Annotated in this window: 22 protein-coding genes; 14 read left to right on the forward strand and 8 right to left on the reverse strand. The window is 70.6% G+C overall.

The features are described from left to right. Positions 1 to 22: 22 nt before the first annotated feature. The 3 genes from AWB89_RS07460 to AWB89_RS07470 are packed head-to-tail and all read left to right on the forward strand — an operon-like array spanning position 23 to position 3,392. Positions 23 to 772, forward strand: coding sequence for a DUF2786 domain-containing protein (locus tag AWB89_RS07460; RefSeq protein ID WP_085098579.1), 750 nt, complete (start codon positions 23 to 25; stop codon positions 770 to 772). Beyond that, positions 769 to 1,269, forward strand: coding sequence for a TIGR04338 family metallohydrolase (locus AWB89_RS07465; protein ID WP_085172591.1), 501 nt, complete (start codon positions 769 to 771; stop codon positions 1,267 to 1,269). The genes AWB89_RS07460 and AWB89_RS07465 overlap by 4 nt, the downstream gene beginning before the upstream one ends. Beyond that, positions 1,266 to 3,392 carry a beta-glucosidase gene (locus AWB89_RS07470; RefSeq protein ID WP_174627817.1) on the forward strand — a complete coding sequence of 709 codons (2,127 nt, stop codon included), beginning with the start codon at positions 1,266 to 1,268 and terminating at the stop codon, positions 3,390 to 3,392. The genes AWB89_RS07465 and AWB89_RS07470 overlap by 4 nt, the downstream gene beginning before the upstream one ends. Positions 3,393 to 3,436: 44 nt before the next feature. On the opposite strand, the gene mymT is transcribed toward AWB89_RS07470, so the two are convergent. Further along, entirely contained in the window at positions 3,437 to 3,583 is a 147-nt protein-coding gene (gene mymT / locus AWB89_RS07475; RefSeq protein ID WP_082958757.1) for a copper-binding metallothionein MymT, read from the reverse strand. A 109-nt stretch (positions 3,584 to 3,692) separates the two neighbouring features. Between mymT and AWB89_RS07480 the strand changes: the two genes are divergently transcribed. Beyond that, complete coding sequence (locus tag AWB89_RS07480) at positions 3,693 to 4,352, forward strand: O-methyltransferase (RefSeq protein ID WP_085172594.1); 660 nt, start codon at positions 3,693 to 3,695, stop codon at positions 4,350 to 4,352. Positions 4,353 to 4,357: 5 nt separating this feature from the next. Here the strand turns inward: AWB89_RS07480 and AWB89_RS07485 are convergent, their stop codons facing one another. After that, a complete protein-coding gene (locus tag AWB89_RS07485; RefSeq protein ID WP_085172596.1) occupies positions 4,358 to 5,341 on the reverse strand; it encodes an NAD(P)H-dependent flavin oxidoreductase in 984 nt (327 codons plus the stop codon). A gap of 152 nt (positions 5,342 to 5,493) precedes the next feature. Here AWB89_RS07485 and AWB89_RS07490 point away from each other — a divergent pair, with 152 nt between their 5' ends. Further along, positions 5,494 to 5,934: an SPW repeat protein gene (locus AWB89_RS07490; RefSeq protein ID WP_085172598.1), complete on the forward strand. Its 441-nt coding sequence runs from the start codon at positions 5,494 to 5,496 to the stop codon at positions 5,932 to 5,934. Between the two features lie 67 nt (positions 5,935 to 6,001). On the opposite strand, the gene ilvD is transcribed toward AWB89_RS07490, so the two are convergent. Continuing rightward, positions 6,002 to 7,729 (reverse strand): dihydroxy-acid dehydratase, encoded by a 1,728-nt coding sequence (gene ilvD / locus AWB89_RS07495; RefSeq protein ID WP_085098593.1) that lies wholly within the window; start codon positions 7,727 to 7,729, stop codon positions 6,002 to 6,004. A gap of 77 nt (positions 7,730 to 7,806) precedes the next feature. Here ilvD and ricR point away from each other — a divergent pair, with 77 nt between their 5' ends. The 5 genes from ricR (at position 7,807) to AWB89_RS07520 (ending at position 13,488) form a co-directional block, all read left to right on the forward strand. After that, positions 7,807 to 8,097 carry a copper-sensing transcriptional repressor RicR gene (gene ricR, locus AWB89_RS07500; RefSeq protein WP_085098596.1) on the forward strand — a complete coding sequence of 97 codons (291 nt, stop codon included), beginning with the start codon at positions 7,807 to 7,809 and terminating at the stop codon, positions 8,095 to 8,097. 119 nt (positions 8,098 to 8,216) lie between these two features. Further along, entirely contained in the window at positions 8,217 to 9,458 is a 1,242-nt protein-coding gene (locus AWB89_RS07505) for an MFS transporter (protein ID WP_085098599.1), read from the forward strand. 118 nt (positions 9,459 to 9,576) lie between these two features. Beyond that, positions 9,577 to 10,566, forward strand: coding sequence for a L,D-transpeptidase (locus tag AWB89_RS07510; RefSeq protein ID WP_085098602.1), 990 nt, complete (start codon positions 9,577 to 9,579; stop codon positions 10,564 to 10,566). Between the two features lie 106 nt (positions 10,567 to 10,672). Beyond that, positions 10,673 to 11,260, forward strand: coding sequence for an LmrA/YxaF family transcription factor (locus tag AWB89_RS07515; RefSeq protein WP_085172600.1), 588 nt, complete (start codon positions 10,673 to 10,675; stop codon positions 11,258 to 11,260). Next, positions 11,257 to 13,488 (forward strand): molybdopterin-dependent oxidoreductase, encoded by a 2,232-nt coding sequence (locus tag AWB89_RS07520; RefSeq protein WP_085172602.1) that lies wholly within the window; start codon positions 11,257 to 11,259, stop codon positions 13,486 to 13,488. The genes AWB89_RS07515 and AWB89_RS07520 overlap by 4 nt, the downstream gene beginning before the upstream one ends. Positions 13,489 to 13,497: 9 nt before the next feature. Here the strand turns inward: AWB89_RS07520 and AWB89_RS07525 are convergent, their stop codons facing one another. After that, complete coding sequence (locus AWB89_RS07525) at positions 13,498 to 15,483, reverse strand: M13 family metallopeptidase (RefSeq protein WP_085098611.1); 1,986 nt, start codon at positions 15,481 to 15,483, stop codon at positions 13,498 to 13,500. A gap of 42 nt (positions 15,484 to 15,525) precedes the next feature. On the opposite strand from AWB89_RS07525, the gene AWB89_RS07530 reads away from it, so the two are divergent. Further along, on the forward strand, positions 15,526 to 16,200 hold the full coding sequence (locus AWB89_RS07530) for a hypothetical protein (protein WP_085172604.1): 675 nt from the start codon (positions 15,526 to 15,528) through the stop codon (positions 16,198 to 16,200). After that, positions 16,197 to 16,886, forward strand: coding sequence for a hypothetical protein (locus tag AWB89_RS07535; protein WP_085172606.1), 690 nt, complete (start codon positions 16,197 to 16,199; stop codon positions 16,884 to 16,886). Before AWB89_RS07530 ends, AWB89_RS07535 begins: the two co-directional genes overlap by 4 nt. On the opposite strand, the gene AWB89_RS07540 is transcribed toward AWB89_RS07535, so the two are convergent. Further along, complete coding sequence (locus AWB89_RS07540) at positions 16,887 to 17,423, reverse strand: transcriptional regulator (protein WP_085098620.1); 537 nt, start codon at positions 17,421 to 17,423, stop codon at positions 16,887 to 16,889. Further along, complete coding sequence (locus tag AWB89_RS07545; protein ID WP_085172608.1) at positions 17,420 to 20,443, reverse strand: MMPL family transporter; 3,024 nt, start codon at positions 20,441 to 20,443, stop codon at positions 17,420 to 17,422. Before AWB89_RS07545 ends, AWB89_RS07540 begins: the two co-directional genes overlap by 4 nt. A gap of 323 nt (positions 20,444 to 20,766) precedes the next feature. Here AWB89_RS07545 and AWB89_RS07550 point away from each other — a divergent pair, with 323 nt between their 5' ends. Then, the gene (locus tag AWB89_RS07550) at positions 20,767 to 21,300 is read left to right on the forward strand and encodes a hemophore (protein ID WP_085172748.1); all 534 of its coding nucleotides are present in this window, start codon (positions 20,767 to 20,769) and stop codon (positions 21,298 to 21,300) included. A gap of 52 nt (positions 21,301 to 21,352) precedes the next feature. Here the strand turns inward: AWB89_RS07550 and AWB89_RS07555 are convergent, their stop codons facing one another. Continuing rightward, positions 21,353 to 22,534, reverse strand: a complete 1,182-nt coding sequence (locus AWB89_RS07555; RefSeq protein WP_085172610.1) for a lysylphosphatidylglycerol synthase transmembrane domain-containing protein — start codon at positions 22,532 to 22,534, stop codon at positions 21,353 to 21,355. A gap of 146 nt (positions 22,535 to 22,680) precedes the next feature. On the opposite strand from AWB89_RS07555, the gene AWB89_RS07560 reads away from it, so the two are divergent. Then, positions 22,681 to 23,838 carry an AI-2E family transporter gene (locus AWB89_RS07560; protein ID WP_085172612.1) on the forward strand — a complete coding sequence of 386 codons (1,158 nt, stop codon included), beginning with the start codon at positions 22,681 to 22,683 and terminating at the stop codon, positions 23,836 to 23,838. Positions 23,839 to 23,850: 12 nt separating this feature from the next. On the opposite strand, the gene mmpL3 is transcribed toward AWB89_RS07560, so the two are convergent. After that, positions 23,851 to 26,760, reverse strand: a complete 2,910-nt coding sequence (gene mmpL3 / locus AWB89_RS07565) for a trehalose monomycolate exporter MmpL3 (RefSeq protein ID WP_085172614.1) — start codon at positions 26,758 to 26,760, stop codon at positions 23,851 to 23,853. Between the last annotated feature and the right edge of the window lie 15 nt (positions 26,761 to 26,775).

Genomic DNA, 26,775 nt, shown 5'->3' on the forward strand with positions numbered 1-26,775 from the left:
TCGTTGCGTTAGTTTGGCGCACATGACTGACGACAAAATGCTGGCTCGCATCGCCGCGCTGTTGCGTCAGGCCGAGGGCACCGACAACTCGCACGAGGCGGACGCCTTCATGAGCGCCGCGCAGCGGCTGGCGACGGCGGCCTCCATCGACCTGGCGGTGGCGCGGTCGCACGCGGCCAAGCGCTCGCCGGTGCAGGCCCCGACGCAGCGGACCATCACCATCGGCGCGGCCGGCACCCGGGGGCTGCGGACGTACGTGCAGCTCTTCGTGGTGATCGCCGCCGCCAACGATGTGCGCTGCGACGTGGCGTCGAACTCGACGTTCGTCTACGCGTACGGGTTCGCCGAGGACATCGACGCGACGCACGCCCTCTACGCCAGCCTGGTCGTCCAGATGGTGCGGGCGTCGGACGCCTACCTCGCCTCCGGCGCGCATCGGCCCACGCCGACGATCACCGCGCGCCTGAACTTTCAGCTCGCGTTCGGGGCCCGGGTCGGTCAGCGGCTGGCCGAGGCCCGGGAGCAGGCCACCCGCGAGGCGACCAAGGATCGCCGCCGACCGCCCGGCACCGCTATCGCCTTGCGGGACAAGGAACTTGAGCTGCGCGACTTCTACCGTGGCGCGTCGAAGGCGCGCGGCACCTACCAGGTCAGTCGCGCGACGGCGGGGTACTCGTCGGCGGCGCGGCGCGCGGGGGACCGGGCCGGCCGGCGGGCGCGGCTCGGGAACAGCCCCGAACTGCCCGGAGCGCGGAGCGCGCTGCGCCGGTGACAGCGGCCCGCGATTCGCAGCGCGCCAGGGTCTATGCGGCCGAGGACTTCGTCCGCAGCCTTTTCGACCGCGCCGCCGAGCACGGGTCGCCCGCCGTCGAGTTCTTCGGCACCCAGTTGACGCTGCCGCCGGAGGGGCGCTTCGGGTCGGTGGCCGCCGCCCAGCGCTACGTCGACGACGTGCTCGCGCTGCCGTCGGTGCGGCGACGCTGGCCGGACGTCGCGCCGCTGCGGGTGCGGCCGCGCCGCGCCGCCACCGCGGCGCACTACGAAAACCGCGACGGCGCAGGCACTATCGCGGTTCCCGACCGCGACACCGCCGACTGGGCGCTGCGCGAGCTGGTGATGCTGCACGAGGTGGCGCACCATCTGTGCCGGGCCGAGCCGCCGCACGGGCCGGAGTTCGTCGCGACGATCTGCGAATTAGCCGAGCTGGTGATGGGGCCGGAACTTGGGCACGTGCTGCGCGTCGTGTACGCCAAAGAGGGTGTGCGATGAGCGGTCTCGACGATCCCGACGCCCGGGCCCGCGAGGTCGAGGCCCAGATGACCGACGACGAGCGGTTCTCGTTGTTGGTCGGGGTCATGGGCGCCGGGGAGCTGTGGCCGCTGCGCGACGAACGCATCCCGCCGGGTGTCCCGATGAGCGCGGGGTACGTGCCGGGGATCCCGCGGCTCGGCGTCCCGGCGCTGTCCATGAGCGACGCCGGGCTCGGCGTCACCAACCCCGGCTACCGCCCGGGCGACACGGCCACCGCCCTGCCCGCCGGGCTGGCGCTGGCCGCCAGTTTCGATCCCGCGCTGGCGCGCGCCGCCGGCGGCCTGATCGGCCGGGAGGCCCGCAGCCGTGGGTTCAACGTGCAGCTCGCCGGGGCCATGAACCTCGCCCGCGACCCGCGCAACGGCCGCAACTTCGAATACGTCTCCGAGGACCCGCTTTTGACGGCGACCATCGCCGCCGAATCGGTCAAGGGCATCCAGGGCGAGGGCGTCATCTCGACGGTCAAGCACTACTGTTTGAACGCCAACGAGACCAACCGGCACTTTCTGGACGCGGTCATCGAACCCGACGCGCACCGCGAATCCGACCTGCTGGCCTTCGAGATGGCCATCGAACGTTCAGAGCCGGGCGCCGTGATGGCCGCCTACAACAAGATCAACGGCGACTACGCCGCCGCCAACGACGTCCTGATCAATGGCGTGCTCAAGGGCGCCTGGGGGTATCGCGGCTGGGTCATGTCCGACTGGGGCGCGACGCCGAGCTGGGAATGCGCGCTGGCGGGCCTCGACCAGGAGTGCGGCGCGCAGATCGACGCGCTGCTGTGGCAGTCGGAGGCGTTCGGGGCTCCGCTGCGCGCCGCGCACGCCGAGGGCAGGCTGCCCGCCGGGCGCCTGTCGGACATGGTGCGCCGGATCCTGCGGTCGATGTTCGCGGTCGGAGTCGATCGTTCCGACGCCGCACCCGCACCGGACATGGCCGCGCACAACGAGATTGCGCTGCGGGTCGCCCGCGCGGGGATCGTGCTCCTGGCCAACCGCGGGGCGCTGCCGCTGGCGGCGGAGTCGAGCGCACGCATCGCCGTCATCGGCGGGTACGCGCACGTGGGTGTCGCGGCCGGCTACGGCTCGGCCGCCGTCGTCCCGCCCGGCGGGTACGCCGCGGTGGTCCCGATCGGCGGCCCGGGCCTGGAGGCCGGCCTGCGCAACCTGTACCTGCTGCCGTCGAGCCCGCTGAGCGAGCTGCGTCAACGACTTCCCCAGGCGCAGATCGAGTTTGACCCCGGCCTCGGCCCCGCGGAGGCGGCGCGGGCGGCGCGGCGGGCCGACGTCGCGATCGTGTTCGCCGTCCGCGCCGAAGGCGAGGGCTTCGACGGCGCCGACCTGTCGCTGCCGTGGGGCCAGGACGCGGTGATCGCCGCGGTGTCGGCGGCCAACCCGAACACGGTCGTGGTGCTCGAGACCGGCAACCCGGTGACGATGCCCTGGCGCGACTCGGTGAACGCCATCGTGCAGGCCTGGTACCCGGGCCAGGACGGCGGCCGCGCGATCGCGGAAGTTATTGTCGGCGAGGTGAATCCGTCCGGTCGGTTGCCGATCACGTTCCCGGCCGACCTCGGCCAGACGCCGCGCCCGGAGCTGCCCGATCCCGGCGCTCCGTGGGGCACGCCGACCACCATCGACTATTTCGAAGGGGCCGATGTCGGCTACCGCTGGTTCGCCAAGCGTGGGCTGACGCCGATGTTCGCGTTCGGTCATGGCTTGTCCTACACCAGGTTTGAGTATCGCGACCTGGTGGTGAGCGGCGGTGAGACCGTGTCCGCGAGCTTTACCGTCGCCAACGTCGGCGACCGCGCCGGGGCCGACGTCCCGCAGCTGTACCTGACCGCGGCCCCCGGCGAACGGTGCTTGCGGCTGCTGGGATTCGAGCGGGTGGAGCTCGAGGCCGGCGCCACCCGGCGGGTGAGCATCGAGGCCGACGCGCGCCTGCTCGCCCATTACGACGGCGGCGCGCGGGCCTGGCGCATCGCGCCGGGCGGATACACCGTGGCGGTGGGCGCGTCGGCCGGCGCGCTCGGGTTGGCGGGCGGGGTGGAGCTGGCCGGTCGCGCGTTCGGGCGCTGACTCGTGGTGGTCCGCGAGGCCCGGACGCACGACCGGCCCGGCAGCTACTCGACCGGCGTCAGCTCGTCGCCGCAGGTGCAGCGGTACGGCTCGCCCGCGCCCGAGCAGTGGCAGGGGACCTCGATGCGAACGCGGCATCCGCAGCCCTCGTGGCCACAGCTCAGCAGGGTTCCAGCCTCATAGGTTGCCATGTCAATCACCCTTCTCTCTCGTCGTGGACTCGCAGGGCCACTATATACCCCATGGGGGTATCCAGTAAATAGGTGGGTTGGCGCCCGGCGCCCGGGTAGCGTGGGCGCCATGACGGCAGACCCGACCCCGCAGGACGTCGACGCATTCTTGGACAGCACGGTGGTGGGCGACGACCCGGCCCTGACCGCGGCGCTGCAGGCCAGCGACGCGGCCGGGCTGCCGCAGATCGCGGTCTCGGCGCAGCAGGGCAAGTTCCTGTCGCTGCTGGCCGGTGCGATCGGGGCGCGGCGCATCCTCGAGATCGGCACGTTGGGCGGCTTCAGCACCATTTGGCTGGCGCGCGGCGCAGGACCCGAAGGTCGGGTGGTGACGCTCGAATACGAGCCGAAACACGCCGACGTCGCGCGGTCCAACCTGGAGCGCGCCGGCGTGGCCGACCGCGTCGAGGTGATCGTCGGCGCGGCGCTGGACACCTTGCCGACGCTGAACGGCGGCCCCTTCGACCTGGTGTTCATCGACGCCGACAAGGAGAACAACGCGGCCTATCTCGAGTGGGCGGTTCGGCTGGCCCGTCCCGGCTCAGTCATCGTGGTGGACAACGTCATTCGTGAAGGCCGGATCCTCGAGACCCAGTCCGCCGATGCCAAGGTGCGGGCGACGCGCCAGACGTTGCAGGCGATGGGCGAGAACCCGCGGCTGGACACGGCCGTGCTCCAGACCGTCGGGGCCAAGCAGTGGGACGGTTTTGCGCTCGCGGTGGTGCGCTGAGGCCGTCAGCGCGGGGTGAGGTCCTTGACCGCCTGCTCGGCGGAGGTGAGTTCGCTGATCCGCAAAGCGGTTTCGCCGGCATACAGCGCGGCGCTGTCCAACCAGGCGTCGGGCACCCCGGCCACCGGCGCCAGCGGGGTGAAGAACGGGCGGGCCGGCGACTGCAGGCGCATCAGCGCCCCCGCGTCGAAATAGCCCAGCACCGACAGCGGGCGGCTGGCGGCGTTGAGCGCGGCGGGCAGGGCCTTGGCCTTCCCGTCGTCGCCGCACCAGCGGCGGGTCGCCGCGTTGGGGATGACGCGGTGGCGCAGCGGCCAGCTCAGCCCGAAGAGGTTGGTCTCGATCGTCCTGTCCGCCCGCAGGATTCGCCGCTGATACTCCCGGCTCGCGTTGGCCTCGTGGGTCAACAGGAATCGCGTGCCGGCGACGACGCCGCCGGCGCCGGCGTCCAGGGCGGCTCGGGTGTCGGCGGCGGTGGCGATGCCGCCGGCCAGAAAGACCGGGCGCTCGCCGGCCACCCCGAGGGCTTGGGGGAGGAAGTCCAGGGCCGGCATGGTTCCCACCAGGTGCCCGCCGGCCTGCCGTCCCTGCGCGATCAAACCGTCCGCTCCCCAGCTGACCGCGGCGCGCGCCTGCGCCTCGGTCCCGACCATCACGAACACGAAGACTCCAGCCTGGCGCAGATGCTCGACGAGCCCCCGCTTTTCGCCGAAGGCCACCACCGCGGCGTCCACGCGGGCGTCGACGCAGACCTCGACGTGGCGGCGATGAACGAAGGGCATCAACAGGTTTACCGCGACGGCGCGCCCCGGCGCCCGGTCGCGCACCTGGTCGATCGACGCCCGGAGCTGGCGCGGGGTGGCGATGCCCAGGGTTCCCAGGCCGCCCGCGTTGGCGACCGCGGCCGCCAGCGGCGCGCCCGCCAGGCCCCCGCCCATTCCGGCCTGCGCCACCGGGACATCGAGCCGCAGTCGGTCGGCGATGTCCATGCCTCCCGACGCTACGCGGTCGGCTGATCGGGCGTTGCTCCACCGGGCGGATTTTCGTTGCTGGTGTGCGGCGAGCGAGCGTAATCTTGGGATAGATGGGTGGGTTAACCAATGAGCCCAATTAGCCTGCTGTGTAACAGAAAGGTTGCAAAATGAGTACAGTCCATTCATCGATCGATCATCATCCGGATTTGTTAGCTCTGCGTGCCCGCTACGAGCGGGTCGCCGAGTCGATGAGCGCGCACGTCACCTTCGGGATGGCGCTGCTGACGGCCCTGTACATCGCCGCGTCGCCGTGGATTGTCGGATTCAGCGGGACGGCGTCGCTTGCCACGAACGACCTGATCGCCGGGATCGCGGCGGCCTTCTTGGCGTACGGGTTCGCGACGACACTGGACCGCGCGCACGGCATGACCTGGACACTGCCGGTACTCGGCGTGTGGGTCATCGTCGCGCTCTGGGTCCTGCCGGGCTTCACGCCGAGCGCCGGCATGATCTGGTCGAACGTCGTGGCGGGTGGGCTGCTGGCCTTCCTGGGCCTCAACGCGACCTACTTCGGCATGCGCACGCGCGAGGTGGCCACCCACGCGTAGCAGCGAAATCGGTTAGAACGCAACCAGATTCGCCCTCCCCGGCCGGCCCCTACCGGTCGGGGAGCGGCTAGCCGCAGACCGCGCCGATTGCGGCCGAGCTGACCAACTTGACGTACTTGGCCAACACCCCGGTCTTGTAGCGGGGCGGGGGAGGCGCGAAATCCCTTCGCCGCGCCTCGAATTCGGCGGGGTCGGTCAGCACGTCGAGGGTGCGGGCGGCCACGTCGAGTCGGATCCGGTCGCCGTCGCGCAGCAGGGCGATCGGTCCGCCGTCGACCGCCTCCGGCGCGACATGCCCCACGCACAGGCCGGTCGTGCCGCCGGAGAACCGGCCATCGGTCAGCAGCAGCACGTCCTTGCCGAGGCCGGCGCCCTTGATCGCGCCGGTGATGGCGAGCATCTCGCGCATCCCGGGGCCGCCCTTGGGCCCCTCGTACCGGATCACCACCGCGTCGCCCTGGGTGATGGTGCCGTCCTCGAGGGCGTCCAGCGCGGCGCGCTCGCCGTCGAAAACCCTTGCGGTGCCCTCGAACACGTCGGAGTCGAAACCGGCCGTCTTGACCACCGCGCCCTCGGGAGCGAGCGATCCGTGCAGGATGGTGATGCCGCCCGTCGGGTGGATCGGGTTGTCCAGGGCCCGCAGCACCTTGCCGTCCGGGTCGGGTGGGTCGATGGCGGCCAGGTTCTCGGCGACGGTCCGGCCGGTCACCGTCAGGCAGTCGCCGCGCAGCAGGCCCGCGTCCAGCAGTGCCTTCATGATCACCGGCACGCCGCCGATGTGGTCGACGTGGGACATGACGTGCCGGCCGAACGGCTTGACGTCGGCCAGGTGCGGCACCTTCGAACCGATCCGGCTGAAGTCGTCGAGGGTGAGCGCGACGTCGGCCTCGTGGGCGATGGCCAACAGGTGCAGCACCGCGTTGGTCGAGCCGCCGAACGCCATCACCACCGCGATCGCGTTCTCGAAGGCCTCCTTGGTGAGGATGTCGCGGGCGGTGATGCCGCGCCGCAGCAGTTCCACGACGGCCTCGCCGCTGCGGCGCGCGAACCCGTCGCGGCGGCGGTCGGTCGCGGGCGGCGCCGCGCTGCCCGGCAACGACATGCCGAGCGCCTCGGCCGCGCTGGCCATGGTGTTGGCGGTGTACATGCCGCCGCAGGCGCCCTCGCCGGGGCAGATCGCGCGCTCGATGGCGTCGACGTCCTCGCGGGGCATCAAGCCGCGCGCGCACGCCCCCACCGCCTCGAAGGCGTCGATGATCGTGACCTCGCGTTCGCTGCCGTCGGACAGCTTGGCCACCCCCGGCAAAATGGAGCCGGCGTAGAGGAACACCGACGCCAGGTCCAGCCGCGCGGCGGCCATCAGCATTCCGGGCAGCGACTTGTCGCAGCCGGCCAGCAGCACCGAGCCGTCGAGGCGCTCGGCCTGCATCACCGTTTCCACGCTGTCGGCGATCACCTCGCGCGACACCAGGGAGAAATGCATCCCCTCGTGGCCCATCGAGATGCCGTCGGACACCGAGATGGTGCCGAACTCGAGGGGGTAGCCGCCGGCCGCGAACACGCCCTCCTTGACCGCGGTGGCGAGCCGGTCCAGCGAGAGGTTGCACGGCGTGATCTCGTTCCAGGACGAGGCCACACCGATCTGCGGCTTGGCGAAGTCCTCGTCGCCCATGCCTACCGCGCGCAGCATGCCACGGGCGGCGGCCTTCTCCAGGCCGTCGGTGACGTCACGACTACGCGGTTTGATGTCGGCGACCGGCGCCGAATCGGTGGGTGTGGCCTGCCCGGGACTCATCGTGCAAGTATGCCGGGCGCATCGCGTCCGCAAACGCGCGGGTCATACCCCGTCGGGGTATGGGGTAGACTCGAGCGGTGACGAGTGCACACGGATATTCGCAGCAGAAGGACAACTACGCCAAGCGGCTGCGGCGCATCGAGGGCCAGGTGCGCGGCATCGCGCGCATGATCGAGGAAGACAAGTACTGCATCGACGTCCTCACCCAGATCAGCGCGGTCAACAGCGCCCTGCGTTCGGTGGCGCTCAACCTGCTCGACGAGCACCTGAGTCACTGTGTCACCCGCGCGGTGGCCGAGGGCGGCAGCGACGCTGACGACAAGCTGGCCGAGGCCTCGGCCGCCATCGCGCGGCTGGTGCGTTCCTGATCGCCGGTTGGTAGGCGTGTTGAACCGCTAACTTGCGGGAACCTATTGTTGCGGTGCGTACGGTAGGTGCAGCGTGATCTCGCCAGCAGCCTTGCCCGGCCGATTGCGTGCCCTAACCGATGACTGCCATGACTGCCGCCACCCCCACTGCAGGGCGAACGTGGACGCCACGGATCGCCGCGCAGCTGGCTGTGCTGGCCGCCGCGGCGTTCACCTACGTCACCGCGGAAATCCTGCCGGTCGGTGCCCTGTCGGCGATCGCGCGCAACCTGCACGTCAGCGTGGTCCTGGTCGGCACCCTGCTGTCCTGGTACGCGCTGGTGGCGGCGCTGTCGACGTTCCCGCTGGTGCGCTGGACGGCCCACTGGCCGCGCCGGCGCGCGCTGGTTTTCAGCCTGGTCTGCCTGACGGTGTCGCAGCTGATCTCGGCGCTGGCGCCCAACTTCGCGGTGCTCGCCGTCGGGCGGGTGCTGTGCGCGGTCACCCACGGCCTGCTGTGGTCGATCATCGCCCCGCTCGCCACGCGGCTGGTCCCGCCGAGCCACGCCGGCCGCGCCACCATGTCGATCTACGTCGGCACCAGCCTGGCGCTGGTGATCGGGAGCCCGCTCACCGCCGCCTTGAGCCTGATGTGGGGCTGGCGGCTGGCCGCGGCCTGCGTCACCGTCGCCGCGGCCGTCGTCACCCTGGCCGCCTGGCTGTTGCTGCCCCAGCTGGTGCTCACCGACGACCAGCTCAAGTGCGTCGGTCCGCGCGCCCGGCACCACCGCAATCCCCGGCTGATCGTCGTCAGCCTCATCACCATGGTCGGGGTGACCGGCCATTTCGTGTCCTACACCTACATCGTGGTGGTCATCCGCGACGTGGTCGGCGTGCGCGGACCGAACCTCGCCTGGGTGCTGGCCGCCTACGGCGCGGCCGGGGTGATCGCCGTCGGCTTGGTGGCGCGGTCCCTGGACCGCCGGCCCAAGAGCGCCGTCATCCTGTGCATGGCGGGCCTGACCGCCGCGTTCACGGTGCTCACCGCGCTCGCCTTCGGCTTCGCACCCGCCGCGGCAACGGCCCTCGTCGGGACCGCCGCGATCGTGTTGTGGGGTGCCATGGCCACCGCCGTGTCGCCGATGCTGCAAGCCGCCGCGATGCGGAACGGCGCCGACGACCCCGACGGCGCGTCGGGCCTGTACGTGACGGCGTTCCAGGTCGGGATCATGGCCGGCTCGCTGGCGGGCGGCCTGATCTATGAGCGCAGCGTCGCGCTGATGCTGAGCGCCTCGGCGGGCTTGATGGCCGCCGCCCTGGTCGCCATGGCGGCCAACCGGCAGACGCTGGACGTTGCCCCGGCAAGCTCACGCAATTCATAGCTGCGCAGGTCAGCGCCACCAATCGGGCCGTACCCGGTCCGGTCGTCGCTCGCCGAAGAGGTAGCCGGCCTGCGCGCTATGCCACACTATTTCCCAGATAGCGACTGGAGGGATGCATATGTCGAAGGGCCTCTTCGCGGCGCTGAAGGCAGCCGGAGTGGCGTCAATGTTCGGTGTGCTGGTGCTCAGCGCCGGCCCCGCGCTGGCGGACCCGGATCCCGCCCCCGGCGACCCCGGGGTCGTCGCACCGCCCGGACCGCCCGCGCCGCCTGCGGCACCCGACCCGCTGGCCGCGCCGCCGCCCCCGTTCGCGCCGCCGCCGTTGCCCTTCCCGGGTGCGGCGCCCGCGGCGGCGGGTCCCGCCGCCGGGCAGAACCCGACGGCGTTCACCGGCACCCCGCCCTTCGGGCCGCCGGCGATCGTGCCGAAGAACGGTTCGACGGTGGGCGTCGGCCAGCCGATCATCATCAACTTCCCCGGGCGGGTCGACGACGCCGGCGCCGCGATCGACGCCGTGCACGTGATGTCGACCCCGCCGGTGCCGGGCAAGTTCTACTGGATGACCCCGACGCAGCTGCGCTGGCGGCCGCTGAGCTTCTGGCCCGCTCACACCGACGTGACCGTCGACGCGGGCGGCACCGTGTCCAGCTTCCACACCGGGGACACCCTGATCGCCACCGCCGACGACTCCACCCACCAGCTGACCGTGACGCGCAACGGCACCGTGGAGAAGACGATCCCCATGTCGATGGGCATGACGTCCGGCAACCACCAGACGCCCAACGGCACCTACTACGTCCAGGAGAAAATGCCCTCGGTGGTGATGGACTCCTCGACCTACGGGGTCCCGGTCAACTCGACCTACGGCTACAAGGTCACCGTCGAGCTGGCCGTCCGGTTCGACAACGTCGGGGACTTCGTGCACAGCGCCCCGTGGTCGGTGGACGACCAGGGCAAGCGGGACGTCAGCCACGGCTGCATCAACATCAGCCCGTCCAACGCGAGGTGGTTCTTCGACAACTTCGGGCCGGGGGATCCGATCATCGTGAAGAACTCCTCCGGCGGCGACTACAAGAAGAACGACGGCTCGGCCGACTGGATGAACTGATCGCTCCAACGCCGACGTAAAGGCCCCCACATTCGACGCGAAGGTGGGGGCTTTTGCTTGTGGTGGCCTCTTCCGTGGCCCGCCGGTTATGTATAGCATCATACATATGCGCAGCCCCCGCGAGCGGATGGTGGTGTCCGCCGCGCTGCTGATCAGGGAGCGCGGCGCGCACGCCACCGCCATCTCGGACGTGCTCGAGCACAGCGGCGCGCCGCGCGGGTCGGCCTATCACTACTTCCCGGGCGGGCGGACTCAACTGCTCTGCGAAGCCGTCGACTACGCGGGCGACCACGTCGCCGCGATCATCGCCGACAGCGAGGGCGGCCCCGAGCTGCTGGACACGCTGATCGACAAGTACCGCCGGCAGCTCCTGGAGACCGACTTCCGCGCCGGCTGCCCGGTCGTCGCGGTCTCCGTCGAAGCGGGCGACGGGTCCGATCGCGAACGCATGGCCCCGGTCGTCGAGCGCGCCGCGGCGGTGTTCGACCGCTGGTCCGACCTGATCGCCCAGCGCTTCATCGCCGACGGCGTCGCGGCCGACCGCGCCCGCGAATTCGCGGTGCTGGCGACCTCGGCGCTGGAGGGCGCGATCGTGCTGGCCCGGGTGCGGCGCGACCTCACCCCGCTCGACGTCGTCCGCCGCCAGCTGCACCGACTGCTCGAAGCCGAGCTCTCCGAAGGGAATTCGCGATGACCACCACCGACTGGCAGCCGACCGCCTGCATCCTGTGCGAATGCAACTGCGGGATCATCGTGCAGGTCGAGGACGGCCGGCTGGCGCGCATCCGGGGCGACAAGGAGCACCCCGGGTCGCAGGGGTACACCTGCAACAAGGCGCTGCGGCTGGACCACTACCAGAACAACCGCGCCCGCCTGAGGGCGCCGATGCGGCGCCGCGCCGACGGGACCTTCGAGGAGATCGACTGGGACACTGCGATCGTCGAGATCGCCGAGGGGTTCAAGCACATCCGCGATGCCTACGGCGGGGACAAGATCTTCTATTACGGCGGCGGCGGGCAGGGCAACCACCTGGGCGGCGCCTACAGCGGCGCGTTCCTGAAGGCCCTCGGTGCGCGCTACCGCTCGAATGCGTTGGCGCAGGAGAAGACCGGCGAGGCCTGGGTCGACGCGCACCTGTACGGCGGTCACACGCGGGGCGAGTTCGAGCACGCCGAGGTGTCGGTGTTCGTGGGGAAGAACCCGTGGATGTCGCAGAGCTTTCCGCGGGCCCGCGTGGTGCTCAACGAGATCGCCAAGGACCCGGCCCGCTCGATGATCGTCATCGATCCGGTCGTCACCGACACCGCGAAGATGTCCGACTTCCACCTGCGGGTGCGGCCCGGAACCGACGCCTGGTGCCTGGCGGCCCTGGCCGGGATCCTCGTCCAGGAAAACCTTTGCGACGAAGCGTTTCTCGCCGAGCACGTGCGCGGCGCCGACGCCGTCCGCGCGGCGCTGCGCGAGGTCCCGGTCGCCGACTACGCGCAGCGCTGCGGCGTCGACGAGGAACTGCTGCGCGCGGCCGCGCGGCGCATCGGCGCCGCCGCCAGCGTCGCGGTGTTCGAGGACCTCGGGGTGCAGCAGGCGCCCAACAGCACCCTGTGCTCGTATCTGAACAAGCTGCTGTGGATCCTCACCGGCAACTTCGCGAAAAAGGGTGGCCAGCACCTGCATTCGTCGTTCGCCCCGCTGTTCAGCCAGGTCACCGGGCGCACGCCGGTCACCGGTGCGCCCGTCATCGCCGGGCTGATACCGAGCAACGTGGTGCCCGAGGAGATCCTGACCGACCACCCGGACCGCTTCCGGGCCATGATCGTCGAGAGCAGCAATCCCGCGCACTCGCTGGCCAACTCGGCCGCGTGCCGCGAGGCCTTCGGCGCGCTGGAACTGATGGTGGTCGTGGACGTCGCGATGACCGAGACCGCGCGGCTCGCCCATTACGTGCTGCCGGCGGCGTCGCAGTTCGAGAAGCCCGAGGCCACCTTCTTCAACTTCGAGTTTCCCGCCAACACCTTTCAGTTGCGCCGGCCGCTGCTGCCGCCGCTGCCGGGTACGCTGCCCGAACCGGAGATCTGGGCGCGCCTGGTGCGCGCCCTCGGCGTGCTCGACGACGCCGAGCTGCGGCCGCTGCACGACGCCGCGCGGCGCGGCCGTCAGGCCTACGCCGAGGCGTTCCTCACCGCCGTGGCCTCCAATCCCACTGTGGCCAAACTGGTTCCGTACGTGCTCTACGAGACGCTGGGGCCCACGCTGCCCGACGGGTTGGCCGGCGCCGCCGCCGCGTGGGGGCTGGCCCAGAAGACCGCCATGGCCTACCCCGAGGCCGTCCGGCGAGCCGGCCACGCCGACGGCAACGCGCTGTTCGACGCGATCCTGTCCAGCCCGTCGGGCGTCACCTTCACCCGGCACGAATACGAGGACGACTTCGCGCTCATCGGCCACGCCGACCGCAAGATCGCCCTGGAGATCCCCGAAATGCTGGACGAACTAAGGGCTTTGGCGGCGGCGCCGCCGCGGCTGACCACCGCGGAGTTCCCGATCGTGCTGTCCGTCGGCGAGCGGCGCGCCTACACCGCCAACGACATCTTCCGCGACCCGTCCTGGCGCAAACGCGACGCCGACGGGGCGTTGCGGGTCAGCGTGGAGGACGCCCAGGCCCTGGGGCTCACCGACGGGCAACGGGCCCGGGTCAGCACCGCGGCGGGCAGCGCCGAGGTGGCCGTCGAGATCACCGAGACCATGCTGGCCGGGCATGCCGCGCTGCCCAACGGTTTTGGCCTCGACTACGTCGACGAGGACGGCAACACCGTCGTCCCGGGCGTCGCCCCGAACGCGCTCACCTCGACGGAATGGCGCGACCCCTACGCCGGCACGCCGTGGCACAAGCACGTGCCCGCCCGGATCGAAGCATGCTCGCGGTAGAGCGGGGCCCTAGTTCCAGATCCTGACCCGGCGCTGCGGCTCGAGGTACAGCGCGTCGCCCTCGGTCACGTCGAAGGCGTCGTAGAACGCGTCCATGTTGCGGACGACGCCGTTGCACCGGAACTCCGGTGGCGAATGCGGGTCCACCGCCAACCGCCGGATGGCCTCGGCATCACGGGATTTGGTGCGCCACACCTGCGCCCAGCCGTAGAAGACGCGCTGCACGCCGGTGAGCCCGTCGATCACCGGGGCGGGTTCGCCGTTCAGTGACAGCTGGTAGGCCAGCAGCGCGATGGACAGCCCGCCGAGATCGCCGATGTTCTCGCCGACGGTGAACGCGCCGTTGACGTGGTACTTGGCGTCGAGCGCCCTGGGCGTGTACCCGTCGTACTGCTCGATCAGGGCCTTGGTGCGGGCGGCGAACTCGGTGCGGTCGTCATCGGTCCACCAGTCGACCAGGTTGCCGTCGCCGTCGTACTTGGCGCCCTGGTCGTCGAAGCCGTGCCCGATCTCGTGGCCGATCACCGACCCGATCCCGCCGTAGTTGGCGGCGTCGTCGGCCTCGGCGTCGAAGAACGGCGGCTGCAGAATGGCTGCGGGGAAGACGATTTCGTTCATCCCCGGGTTGTAGTAGGCGTTGACAGTCTGCGGCGTCATGAACCACTCGTCGCGGTCCACCGGGCCGCCGAGCTTGGCCAGCTCGCGGTCGTGGTTGACCGCGTACCCGCGCTGGTAGTTGCCGTACAGGTCGTTGCGGTCGATCACCAGCGCCGAGTAGTCCCGCCACTTGGCCGGGTAGCCGACCTTGGCGGTGAACTTCTCCAGCTTGGTCAGCGCGCGCTCGCGGGTCTGCGGCGTCATCCAGTCCAGCTCGCTGATGGACAGGCGGTACGCCGCCTTCAGGTTGTCCACCAGGGCGTCGATGCGGGCCTTGGCGCCCGGTGGGAAATGCCGCTGCACGTAAAGCTTTCCGACGGCGTCGCCCAGCAGGCCCTCCACCAGCGACACCGCCCGCTTCCAGCGCTCGCGGATCTGCTCGGCGCCGGTCAGCAGGCGACCGTAGAAATCGAAGTCCGCGGCGACGAGGTCGTCGGTCAGCCAGGCCGCGCGGGCGCGGATCACCCGCCAGCGCGCCCAGCGCTTCCAGTCCTCGATGTCTTCGCTGGCCCACAGGGCCGCGAAGGCGGTCAGGTAATCAGGTTGGCGCACAACCACTTCCGCGAGGGCATCGGGGGAGCCGCCCAGGGCGAGCGCCCACCCGTTCCAGTCGAAGCCCGCCGCCTCGTCCGCCAGCCCGGCGAAGGCGCGCAGGTTGTAGGTGAGGTCGGCGTCGCGGCGCTTGACCACGTCCCAGTGCGCGGCCGCGAGTTTGCTCTCCAGCGCCACGATCCGGGCCGCGGTGTCGGCGTGATCGCCGCCGAAGACGAGGCCGAACATCCGCGCGATGTGCTCCGGGTAGGCGGCCAGCACGGCGGCGTGCTGCTCCTCGCGGAAGTACGACTCGTCGGGCAGGCCGATGCCGGACTGGGAGAAGTGCACCAGGTAGCGGGCGGAGTTCTTGGCGTCGGTGTCCACATAGAAGGCCACGCCGCCGCCGACCCCGGTGCGCTGCAGGGCGCCGATCACGGCGGCCAGCGCGTCGCGATCCGCGCAGTCGTCGATCAGCGCCAGCTCGTCGAGCAGCGGGGCCAGGCCGCGGCGCTCGACGGCCTGCTCGTCGAGGAAGCTGCCGTAGAGGTCGCCGATGCGTTGCGCATCAGTTTCCGCGGTGCCCGCGGTGGGTTCCTGCCGGCTGGCCTCCTCGATCAGGTCGCGGACCTGCTCCTCGGCGCGGTCGTAAAGCGCGCGGAAGGCGCCGTCGGTCGCCCGGTCCGGGGGGATCTCGTAGTCGGCCAGCCAGCGGCCGTTGACATGGCCGAACAGGTCGTCTTGGGGGCGGGCGTTCGCGTCGACAAAGCTCAGGTCGACGCCCGATCGGATGGCCTCTACAGTCACCCCGCCATCCTTCCATCTTCTTTTGGATGCAACGATCGGCCCATGTCAGACCGCGAAGACGACGCCGAACCCGCCGCCGAGGTCGATTCCGAAGACGACGTCGATGTCGAGGACGACGCCGAATCCGAGGACGAGGACGCCCCCGAGCCCGAGCCGGCGGCCCCCCGGATCTTCTCCCCGTACGGCGTCGCGTCCGCCGTCCTGGCCGTGCTGGCGGTGGCCGCCGTGGTGTTCGGCTACTTCATCTGGTCCGCGCACCGCGACGAGCTCGCCGAGCGCAGCTACCTGACCCGCGTCATGCAGACCGCCGCGGAGTGGACCGGCGTGCTGATCAACATGAACAGCGGCAACATCGACGCCAGCCTGCAGAAGCTGCACGACGGCACGGTCGGCGAGCTCAACACCGACTTCGACGCGGCCGTGCAGCCCTACCGGCAGGTGGTGCAGAAGCTGCAGTCGCAGAGCGCCGGCCGGATCGAGGCGGTGGCGATCGAGACGGTGCACCGCGACCTGGACACCCAGCCCGGAGTGTCGAGGCCGGTGGTGACCACCAAGCTGCCGCCGTTTGCCACCCGCACGGACTCGGTGATGCTGATCGCGACGTCGGTCAGCGAGAACGTCGGGGCCAAGCCGCAGGTGGTGCACTGGAACCTGCGGCTCGACGTCTCCAACGTCGACGGCAAGCTGATGATCTCCGGGCTGGGATCCATCCGATGAGGAACATCTGGCGACTGCTGGCCTTCGACATCGTGGCGCCCCTGGCCGCCATCGCAGCCCTGCTGGCGATCGGGATGGTCCTCGGCTGGCCGCTGTGGTGGGTGTCGGGATGCACGGCGCTGTTGGTGCTGATCGCCGAGGGCGTGGCCGTGAACTTCTGGCTGCTGCGCCGCGATTCGGTCAGCGTCGGCACCGACGACGACGCGCCCGGGCTGCGGCTGGCCGTGGTGGTGCTGTGCGCGGCCGCGCTGTGCGCGGCGGTGCTGACCGGCTACACGCACTGGACGCGTCCCGACCGCGACTTCAGGAAGGACTCCCGGGAGGTGGTTCAGGTCGCCACGGGGATGGCCGAGGCGATGGCGTCGTTCACGCCCAGCGCCCCGACCAGCTCCATCGACCGGGCCGCGGCGATGATGATGCCCGAGCAGGCCGACGCGTTCCGCGAGCAGTACAAGAAGTCGAGCGCCGATCTGGCCCAGCACAACGTCACGGCGCAGGCCGCCACGCTGGCGGCCGGCGTCGAGGCCCTCGGGCCGTCGGCGGCCAGCGTGGCCGTGATCCTGCGCGTGACGCAGAACGCGCCCGGCCAGCCTCCGAGTCAGGTCGCCCCGGCGCTGCGGGTGACCCTGGCCAAGAAGGGCGGCACCTGGCTGGTGGCCGACGTGCGGCCGATCAATTCGCGGTGATCAGTCGGATTCGGTCGGCCGCGCGGACTTCACCTTGACGAACCGATCCGACAGCCGGCGCATCCGGATCATCAGCGCGGACGTCGGGCTGATGCTGCCGTCGAGGTAGGTGCCCAGCTCCTCCGCCGACACCCCGATGCGCGACGCGAATTCCTGTTCGCCCAGGCCCGACCGGTCGATCAATAGCCGCACGTGGCGGGCGACCTCGGCGCGCTCGTTGGCCTCCAGGTGGGTGCGGGCGCGCTCCAGCACCTCCCACAGGGCCTTGGAGATGCCCGACGGCCGCGTCCCCTCGAGGACCTCCTCGACCTGGCGGGCGGTCCGCCCGTACGGGTCGCGCTTCAGGGCGGCGGCGATGCGCTTCCAGGTGGCGATGTCACCACTCTGCAGGGCCGACCGGATGGCGGCCGTCGGCCAGAACTCCACCGGCTGGTCGGGGTCCGGAAGCGGCCCGACGGGCCCGCCGTTGGATCTGCGCTGGTCGCCGGCGGGCCGCTGGGGTGGCGGCGCCGGGCGTCGCTCGGATGCCAACGTCACCTCGCCTCCTCCAGCATCGCTACGGCCACCGACAGGCAGCGCTGCTTGACATCTTCCCAGTCTGCCTTGGCGTCGGGTTCCGACCACCGGTCGTCGCCGAAATCGGAAGGGTGTGGATCCGCGAGCCGGCGGACTAGCTGCGTTGCCATCCATTCCCGCCTGGGCGTTTGACAACAGTAATAGCTGTCCATGCCCGCCAGCACCACCGCGGCGGTCTCGGGCTCGACGGTGTCCACCATGTCTGCAAAGTCGGCGTAATCGCGGCTGCTGTTACGGCACATGATCAAGTAGCCCTTGAGCCGCAGCGCCTCCGCGCCGGTCGGGACCAGCAGGCGGTCGCCGGTGGGCAGCTGCACGTTGGTGGTCTCCACCGGGCTGCGCCGCTCGTACCTCGGCGGCTCGCAGTCCTCGACGCCCGTCTCCAGCGCGTCGATCGCCACCGACAGCCGCCCCCGCCACAGCGTGACGGGGTGAACCGGTCGGTCCCCCGAGATCGCGCGGGCGATGCCGTTGCGCGACGCCAGGCCGCCGACCCGCTTCTTGGCGGCCGAGTGGCCGTTGGTGCCGTTCTTGGCGGCGGCCGGGCTTGCCCCGTTGCCGGCTTCGTCGTCGATGCTGACCTGGTGGGGGATCTGCCCGGGGCCCAGCCCGCGGCTGCCCGCGGGCTCGGCGTGAGGTGCCTTGCCGTTGCGCCCGCAACCGGTGAAGGCCAGCGGGTCGGCGACGCAAATGGCATCGGGCGCAAGGTGTTTGAGCTTCGCGGCCGACTTCAGCACCATGCGCAGGTCGGCGCTGGGCGCCGTGAGCGCCGAGATGTCGTCGGGGATGACCACGACGTCACCGAGGTCGACCTCGGGCAGCGGCCGGTCGAAGTCGACCGACGGCAACACGCGGCGCAGCCACCCGGGCAGCCACCAGTTCCACTGGGTGAACATCGCCATCAGCGCCGGGACCAGGACCAGGCGCACCACCGTGGCGTCCACGGCGATGGCGACGGCGCACGCGACGCCGATCTCGGCGACCAGCGGCATGCCGGCGAACGCGAACCCGATGAACACCGCGATCATGATCAGGGCGGCGCTGGTGATGGTGCGCGCGCTGGTGCTCACGCCGTAGGCGACGGCGTCGCGGGTGTTCCCGGAGTGCAGGAACCGTTCCCGGATGCGGGTGAGCAGGAAGATCTCGTAGTCCATCGACAGCCCGAACGTCATCGCCAGCACCAGCGGGGGAACGGTGCTGTCGATCGAGCTGATCTGGGTGAAGCCCAGGCCCTCCAACCAGCCCCATTGGAAGACCATCACCAGGCTTCCGTACGCGGCGGCGACCGACAGCAACGTCATCAGGACGCCCTTGAACGCCAGGAACACCGAGTGGATGGAGATCAGCAGCATCACGAACGCGATCGCCGCCACGAACAGCAGCACGATGGGCTCGGTCTGCGACACCCGGTCGTCGAAGTCCTTGATCAAGGCGGTCGGGCCGCCCACGTCGACCCGCGCGGTCCCCGGGTCGGGGATCTTGGGCAGCTGCGCGCGCATCCAGCCGACGGTGTCGCGGGCCTTCATGTCCTCGGGGTCCACCGACAACACCGCGGACACCAGGGCACTGCCGTTGTCCTCGGCGAATTGCGGCGGCGTCACCGAGACGATGTTGGGCGCCTGCGTCATCTTCTGGCGGATCGCGGCCACCGTCTGGCTGTGCTCGGGTGAGGACGCGCCGCCGTCGGGAAAGGTGACCAGCACCCGGATCGGACCCAGCGCGCCCGGCCCGAGCGCCTGGGCCGCCGCGCCGACGCCTGCGCGGACCTCGTGCGACGAGTCGAACTGGCGCAGCAGGCTGTTGCCCAGCACCATCGACCCCGCCGGCACGGCCATGATCAGCAGCACCAGCGACGCCGCGATCGCCGACGCCCACGGCCGGCGCATCACCCAGCTGATCCACCGATTCCAGAACCGGGACTGCGTGCCCTCGGGCTGACGCGACCAGTGAAAGAGGCGCGAGCGCTTGGCGGCCGCCCGCCCGAATGTCGCCAGCACCGCCGGCGTCAGGGTGGCCGCCGCCAGCATCGCGACCGCGACGGCCATGATCGCCCCGGTGGCCATCGACTTCAGCGCCGGGGTGTTGATGATGTAGATGCCGGTCAGGGAGGCGACGACGGTCATCCCCGACAGCACGACCGCCAGCCCGGAGGTGGCCATGGCGGCGTCGACGGCCTCGTTGGGCTGGCGCCCGGCGCGCAGTTCCTCGCGGAAACGCATCAGGATGAACAACGAATAGTCGACGGCCAGCGCGATGCCGAACATCGACACCGTCGAGGTCACGAACACCGACATGGTGGTGTACGCGGACAGCAGGTAGACCAGGCCCATCGTGACGACGACGGTGCAGGCGCCGAGGGCGAGCGGGATCGTCGCGGCGGCCAGCGAACCGAACACCGCCAGCAGCACGATCAGGATGATCGGCAGGTTCCACTTCTCGGCGGCGGCGATGTCGTGCTTGGTGTTCGCCGCCGCGGCGGCCGACAGCGCGCCCTGCCCGATGACGTAGAGCCGAACCCGGCCGTTGGCGGTCTGGCCCGCCTGGTCACCCTTGACGCCGACCTTCTGCTGGAGCTGCTTGGCGAGGTCGCTGGTGCCGGCGTTGCGCGCGTCCAGCCGCAGCGACACCACGTAGGGACGGTCGGGCTGCGGCGGCCGCTGGGTGGGGTTGGGCACCTCGGTGACGCCCGGGAACTCGCCGGCGACCTGCCGCAGCATCGCGACGGCGTCGTTGATGTCTTGATAGCTGGCGTCCGGGCGGGGGGCCGCCACCAGCGCCAACGAGGACGCGCCCTGGTCGTGATAGAGGTCCTCGAGCTGGTCGTGCACCGCCAGGGACTGCGAACCGGCGACCTCGAACCCGCCACCGGTGAGGTTCCCCGACTGCGACATCGCGAGGTACACCGCCGGCACCAATGCCAGCAACCAGCCTGTGAAGACCAACCAGCGGTACTTACGCAGGCTGCGGCTGATGCGCATCATGAACTGCTGGATTTCTTCACTCCCCGGGCTCTCACGCAATGCGTGCAGGCGAGAATACCGCAGCCGGCTGTGGATTATGTCGGCTTATCTGGTTCCTGAGCTGCAAAGACACGGATGTTGCGAAGACGCCACCCAGTCGTTGTGAACCGGTGACCAACCGGGATTTCCGTCACACGCGCTAGCAGCGGTGATAGGGGCGATGGCAGGATGTCGGATGGCCGTGCGGGGTATGGGGAAATCCGCCGATGAGGCCCCGTCTATTGCAGCCGTTTGCAAGGTGTTTGGGACCCGCGCGCACCTGGCAAACGCCGAAGGGATTCACCATGACGACAGGCACCGCGTCCAGGCGCCGCCGACTTCTCGCCGGGCTGATCGCCGCCGCGGCGCCCGGCGCCGCCCTCGCCGTCCTCGCCGGGCCGCCCGCCACCGGCGCCAACGACCCGTGCGCGGCCAGCGAGGTCGCCCGGACGATCGGTTCGGTCTCGAAGTCGATGGGCGACTACCTGGACTCGCATCCCGAGACCAACCAGGCGATGACGACGATCCTGCAGCAGCAGGCCGGGCCGCAATCGTTCACCGGGCTGAAGTCCTACTTCGAGGCCAACCCCAAGGTCGCCGGCGATATGACGTCGATCGCGCAGCCGCTGACCAACATCTCGATGCAGTGCAAGCTGCCGATCACCATCCCGCAGGCGATGGGCATGATGCAGCAGGCGCAGGGCGCGGCCGGCGGCCTTCCGGGCGGTCTGCCCGCGCTGCCCGGCAACCCCGCGGGCGCCCCGCCCGCCGCCGGCGCCCCGGGCGGCACGCTGCCCGGCGTCACGATCGGCGGGCCGCGACCGAACACCGTCGGCTAGACCCGATGGCGGCGACCCGCGTCGCCCCGCTCCGCCGCGCTCGCGATGGCCGCTAGAAAGCCGGCTCAGCGCCGCGTTCCGGCTGCCGCTCCGGCGGCGGCAGCGGTCCCTGCAGCGCGGTCTCGGTCGGATCGGCGGCCGGTTCGAGGCGCAGCACCGGCAGCGGACCGGTGATCGGGTCGTCGCCGTCGGCGACGGCGGTGTTCTCGGTGCGGAACACGAAGAAGAACACCACCCAGCCGACGGCGGAGATGAGTAGCCAGCTGATCAGCCGGTAGATCAGCATGGCCGAAATGGCGTTCGGCAACGACATCCCGCTGGAGACCAGGCCGGGCACCAGCACGGCCTCCACGACCAGCAGCCCGCCCGGCATCAGCGGTATCGTGCCGACGGCGCGGGCGGCCGCGTAGGCGACCGTCAGCCCGGCCACCGACGCGTGGTCGCCGGCGGCGTACGCGGCGAACCCCAGGCAGGCCACGTCGGCGATCCAGTTGAACATCGACCAGCTGAACGCGACGCCCAGGTCGCGGCGGCCCAGGCTCACCGATTCGAGCTGCGTGAGCGTCTCGCGCCACCGGTCCAGGCCGGCGTCGGCCGGCTTGCCGCGGACGGAGTTGAACCACGACAACACCCGGCTGCCGATCCCCTCGATCAGCTCCGGCCGCGACGCCACCGCCTGGGCCAGCAGCAACAGCGCGACGAAGCCACCCAGCGTGAACAGCAGCGTGAACGGGTTGTTCTTGGCGCCCAGGAACAACGCCCCGCCCAGGCCGAGCAGCGCCAGCCCCACGGCCTGCAGCACGCCGGACATCACCAGCTGCCACGACGCCACCACGGTCGAGGCGCCCCAGATCCGCTGCTGACGCAGCAAAAACGTCGCCGACAGCACCGGTCCGCCGGGCAGCGTGGTGCTCAGCGAGTTGGCCGCGTAGAACGCGGCCTCCGACCGCAATTGCCTGACGTGCACGCCGGCCGATCCCAGCAGGGTGCGCTGGATCTGGGCGAAGCTGTGCATCGACGCCGCCGCCGCCAGCACCGACGCGATCAGCCACCACCAGTTGGCCTCGTACAGGCTCATCCAGGCCTTGGCCAGCTGGTTCCAGCCGAGCGAAATCTCGACAGCAAGCACGACCGCGACGATGGCCAGGATGACCCAGCGCACCCACCAGTACTTGCCGCGCGGCGTTGCTTCACGCGTCAAGTCCAGCTTGCGGGCGGGGGCGTCGGGCGACACGTGCTTTAGGGTAACCGCGCAGGTGGCGCGGCCAGCGCGGCGCGGCTCCGACTGTGTCGGGGTCGTAACCGGATCGTGCCGGGCGGGTGGGTTCGGCCAACGCCAAGCGGCCGTGCGGGCGGGTCGGCGCCAGATAGGCTGGCCGGATGCCGGCAAACCCCGATCACGCCCTGGAGGCTGGGTCAGTCGAACCCCTTGTCCGTAAGGCCGCGGCGTGGTCCTGGCGCCTGCTCGTCATCCTGGCCGCGGTGGTCGCGCTGCTCTGGGTGGTCAAGAAGCTCGAGGTCATCGTCGTTCCCGTGTTGCTGGCGTTGATGGTCAGCGCTTTGCTGGTGCCGGCGGTCGACTGGATCGACAAACGGGGCCTGGCGCGCGGCGCGGCCGTCACGCTGGTCATGTTGGGCGGATTCGCTGTGTTCGGCGGCATCCTGGCGTTCGTCATCATCCAGTTCGTCTACGGCCTGCCCGACCTGACCGAGCAGGTGAGCCGCAGCATCGACTCCAGCCGCAGGTGGCTGATCGAGGGGCCGCTGCATCTGCGCGGCGAACAGATCTCCAACGCCGGCAACGCCGCGATCCAGGCGCTGCACAACAATCAGTCCAAGCTCACCAGCGGCGCGCTTTCGACCGCCGCGACGATCACCGAGCTGGTCACCGCCGCCGTGCTGGCGCTGTTCACGCTGATCTTCTTCCTCTACGGCGGCCGCAACATCTGGGCATACGTCACCAAGATCTTTCCCGTCGGCGTCCGCAACAGGGTGCGCGAGGCGGGCAACGCCGGCTACGGGTCGCTGATCGGCTACGTGCGGGCCACCTTCCTGGTCGCCCTGACCGATGCCGCGGGCGTCGGCACGGGTTTGGCGATCATGGGGATCCCGCTGGCGCTGCCGCTGGCCTCCATCGTGTTTCTCGGCGCGTTCATCCCCCTGATCGGTGCGCTGATTTCGGGTTTGCTTGCGGTGGTGGTCGCCCTGCTGGCCAAGGGCCTGGCCTACGCGCTGATCACGCTCGGTTTGCTGATCGCGGTGAACCAGCTCGAGGCGCATTTGCTGCAGCCGCTGGTGATGGGTCGGGCGGTGTCGATCCACCCGCTGGCGGTGGTGCTGGCCATCTCCACCGGCGGGGTGCTCGCCGGGATCGTCGGCGCCCTGCTGGCCGTGCCGACGGTCGCGTTCCTCAACAACGCAATACAGGTGTTGCTCGCCCCCGACCCGTCCGCCGAGGCCGAAAAGCAGGTCGAGGAAGCCGACGACGCGGAACTCGTCCAGGCCGCGCCGGACGAACCCGGGGATAAACCCGGCTGAGCCGCCCGGCCCCTACAGGCGTCCCTCGCGGCGCAGCAGATCCTGGGCGCTGACGCCCGCGCCGCCCCCGCCGCCGCGGCGGCGCGGACGGGCGTCGTCGCCGTTGTCGCCGGGCTCGTTTTTGCCCCGAGCGTTGAGCTTCTCGGTGGCCGCATCGGAGTCGTTGGCGTCCGACCGCATCACGGGCAGGGCGGCGGTCGGATCGGCCGGGTCGCCGTTGGTCTCCCCGGAGTGGTTGGTCGGGACCGGGATGGCCCGCGTCTGACCGCTGGACGGGGTCGCCGGCGGGTGCGCCGCGGGTGCGGCCGGCCGCGGCGGGGCGGCTGACGGGCCCGGGGCCGCGTTGGTGGGTGTCGACAGGCGCGCCGTCTTGGCGTCGGTCGGCTGGCCAGGCCTGGCCGGCATGCGGGTGGTGGTGGCGCGCGACGGCGCGCCGGCCGGCGGTTCCTGCGCGGGCCGGGGCTCCGGCGGGCCGGCCGGGCCCGGGGGAGTCGCCCGCGAGGGCTCCAGCGCGCCGGGGTGCGTCGGGTCGTGCGGCGCGCGCGGCGTCGCGGCGACCAGGCTGGCCGCGGCGACCGGGGGCCGGGCGGGGCGCCCGTTGAGGGTGGGCCGCTTGCGCTCGTCGGGCAGGTCGATCTCGCCCAGCCCGAGCCGGTTCTGCAGGCGCCGCGCCCAGCGCGGGGCCCACCAGCAGTCGTCGCCGAGCAGCTTCATCACCGACGGCACCAGGAACATGCGGACCACCGTCGCGTCCAGCAACAGCGCCGCCATCAGGCCGAAGGCCAGGTACTTCATCAGCACCAGGTCGGAGAACACGAACGACGCGGCGACCACGGCGAGAACGAGTGCGGCCGCCGTGATCAGGCGCCCGGTGGTCGCGGTGCCGATCCGGATCGCCTCGGCGGTGGACATGCCGCGCTCGCGGGCCTCGACCATTCGGGAAACCAGGAACACCTCGTAGTCGGTGGCCAGGCCGAAACCGACCGCGACGACCAGCGCGATGAGCACCACCATCAGCGGCGTCGGCGTGAAATTGAGCAAGGACGCGAAGTGCCCGTCGACGAAGATCCACGTCAGGATCCCCAGGGTGGATCCCAGCGTCAGCGCGCTCATCACCACGGCCTTGATCGGCAACACGAACGAGCCGAACGCCAGGAACATCAGGATCGTGGTGGCGCCCAGCAGCAGGACCAGCATCAGCGGGGCCTTGTCGAACAGGCTGTGGATACTGTCCTGCTCCAGCGCCGGCGTGCCGCCCACCAACAGGCTCAGGCCTTTGGGCGGGTTGATCGCGCGCAGCTCGTTGATCTTCTTGGCGGCGTCATTGCGGTTGGACAGACCGTTCTGGATGACCCGCACCGAGTCGTCCTTGGGCTGCGACGTCCCATTCGGTCCGGTGACGCAGGGGTTGCCGGCGATGGTCGGGCACGGCCGCTCCTGCCAGGTCTTGTCGGTGAACCCGGTGATCGGCGAGAGCCTGTTCCGGATGTCCGCGACCTGCTGGTCGGTGACCTTGCTGCCGTTGTCGCTCTTGATCACCACCGTCAGCTGCTCGGTCCGGTACCCGGGGAACAGCTTGTCGAAGTGCTCCTGCGCCAGGCGCACGGAGTTGTTCGGCGGCAGGTACTTCTCGCTCATGCCGCCGAACGACAGGTTGCCCAGCGGGATGACCAGCAGGATCATGCCGACGGCGATGGGGATGGCGAACGCCAGCGGGCGCTTCATCACGAAGTTGACCAGCTTGCCCCAGAACCCGGCCTCGACCTCCTCGCGGGTCTTGGTCTTCTGCAGCCGGTCCGCCAGCCAGTTGAGATAGGCGCGCGACACCTTCCAGTTCCGCAGGAAGGGCACCCGGAACGCGGTCCGCACGCCCAGCGCGTCGACGTGGCGGCCGAGGATGCCCAGGCAGGCCGGCAGCAGCGTGATCGACAGCAGCGCGGCCAGCCCGACCGCCGCGAAGATCGCGTAGGTCAGCGAGTGCACGAACCCCTGCGGCAACGCGAGCAGGCTGGCGCTCGAGGCGATGATCAGGACCGCCGAGAACGTCACGGTGCGGCCGGCCGTCATCACCGTTCTTCGCACCGCGGCCTCGGTGTCGTAGCCCTCGGCGATCTCCTCCCGGAACCGGCTCACCACGAACAGCCCGTAGTCGATGGCGATACCGAGGCCGATCAGCGACACCACGGGTTGGGCGAAATAGTGCACCGGCCCGAACACCGCGACCAGCCGCAGGATGCCCAGCGCGCCGGCGATGCTGAGCCCGCCGACCATCACGGGCAGGCCGGCGGCGATCGCGCCGCCGAACACCAGGAACAGCACCACCGTCACTGCCGGCAGCGCCAGCACCTCCATGCGGCGTTGGTCGGTGGCAATCGTGCCGGTCAGCGCGTTGGCGATCGGCTCCAGGCCGGCGAGCTGCACGGTGCCGCCGTCGAGCTTTTGCAGGTCGGGCGCGATCGTCTTGTAGTTGTTGAGGATGGTGTCGTCGTCGTCGCCCTTGAGCGGGATGGACACGAAGGTGTGCTTCTTGTCCTCGGTGGCCATCCCCTTGATCAGCGGGGGCGCGTCGGCGGGATTGGCCACCGCCAGCCAGCCCGCCCACCCGACGACCTGGTTCGGGTGGTCGTTCTTGAACTTGTTCAGCTCGTCGACGATCTTCTGGCGCCACGCCGGGTCGTCGACGGTCTTGCCGTCGGGGGCGGTGAAGGTGGCGACGATGTGGCTCGTGCGGTCGCGGCCGTAGGTCTGGTCACCCAGGACCGACGCCTTGACGGACTGGCTGCCGTCGTCGTAGAAACCGCTCTGCGTGACGTGCTTGCCCAGGCTCATGCCGAAGACGCCGCCGCCGAGGCACAGGGCCACCATGACCCCGATCACGATGTACCGGTAGCGGTACACGGTTCGACCCCACCAGGCGAACACGTAAGCTCCTTACTG

It is taken from the genome of Mycobacterium paraense (assembly GCF_002101815.1).
Taxonomy (GTDB): Bacteria; Actinomycetota; Actinomycetes; order Mycobacteriales; family Mycobacteriaceae; genus Mycobacterium; species Mycobacterium paraense.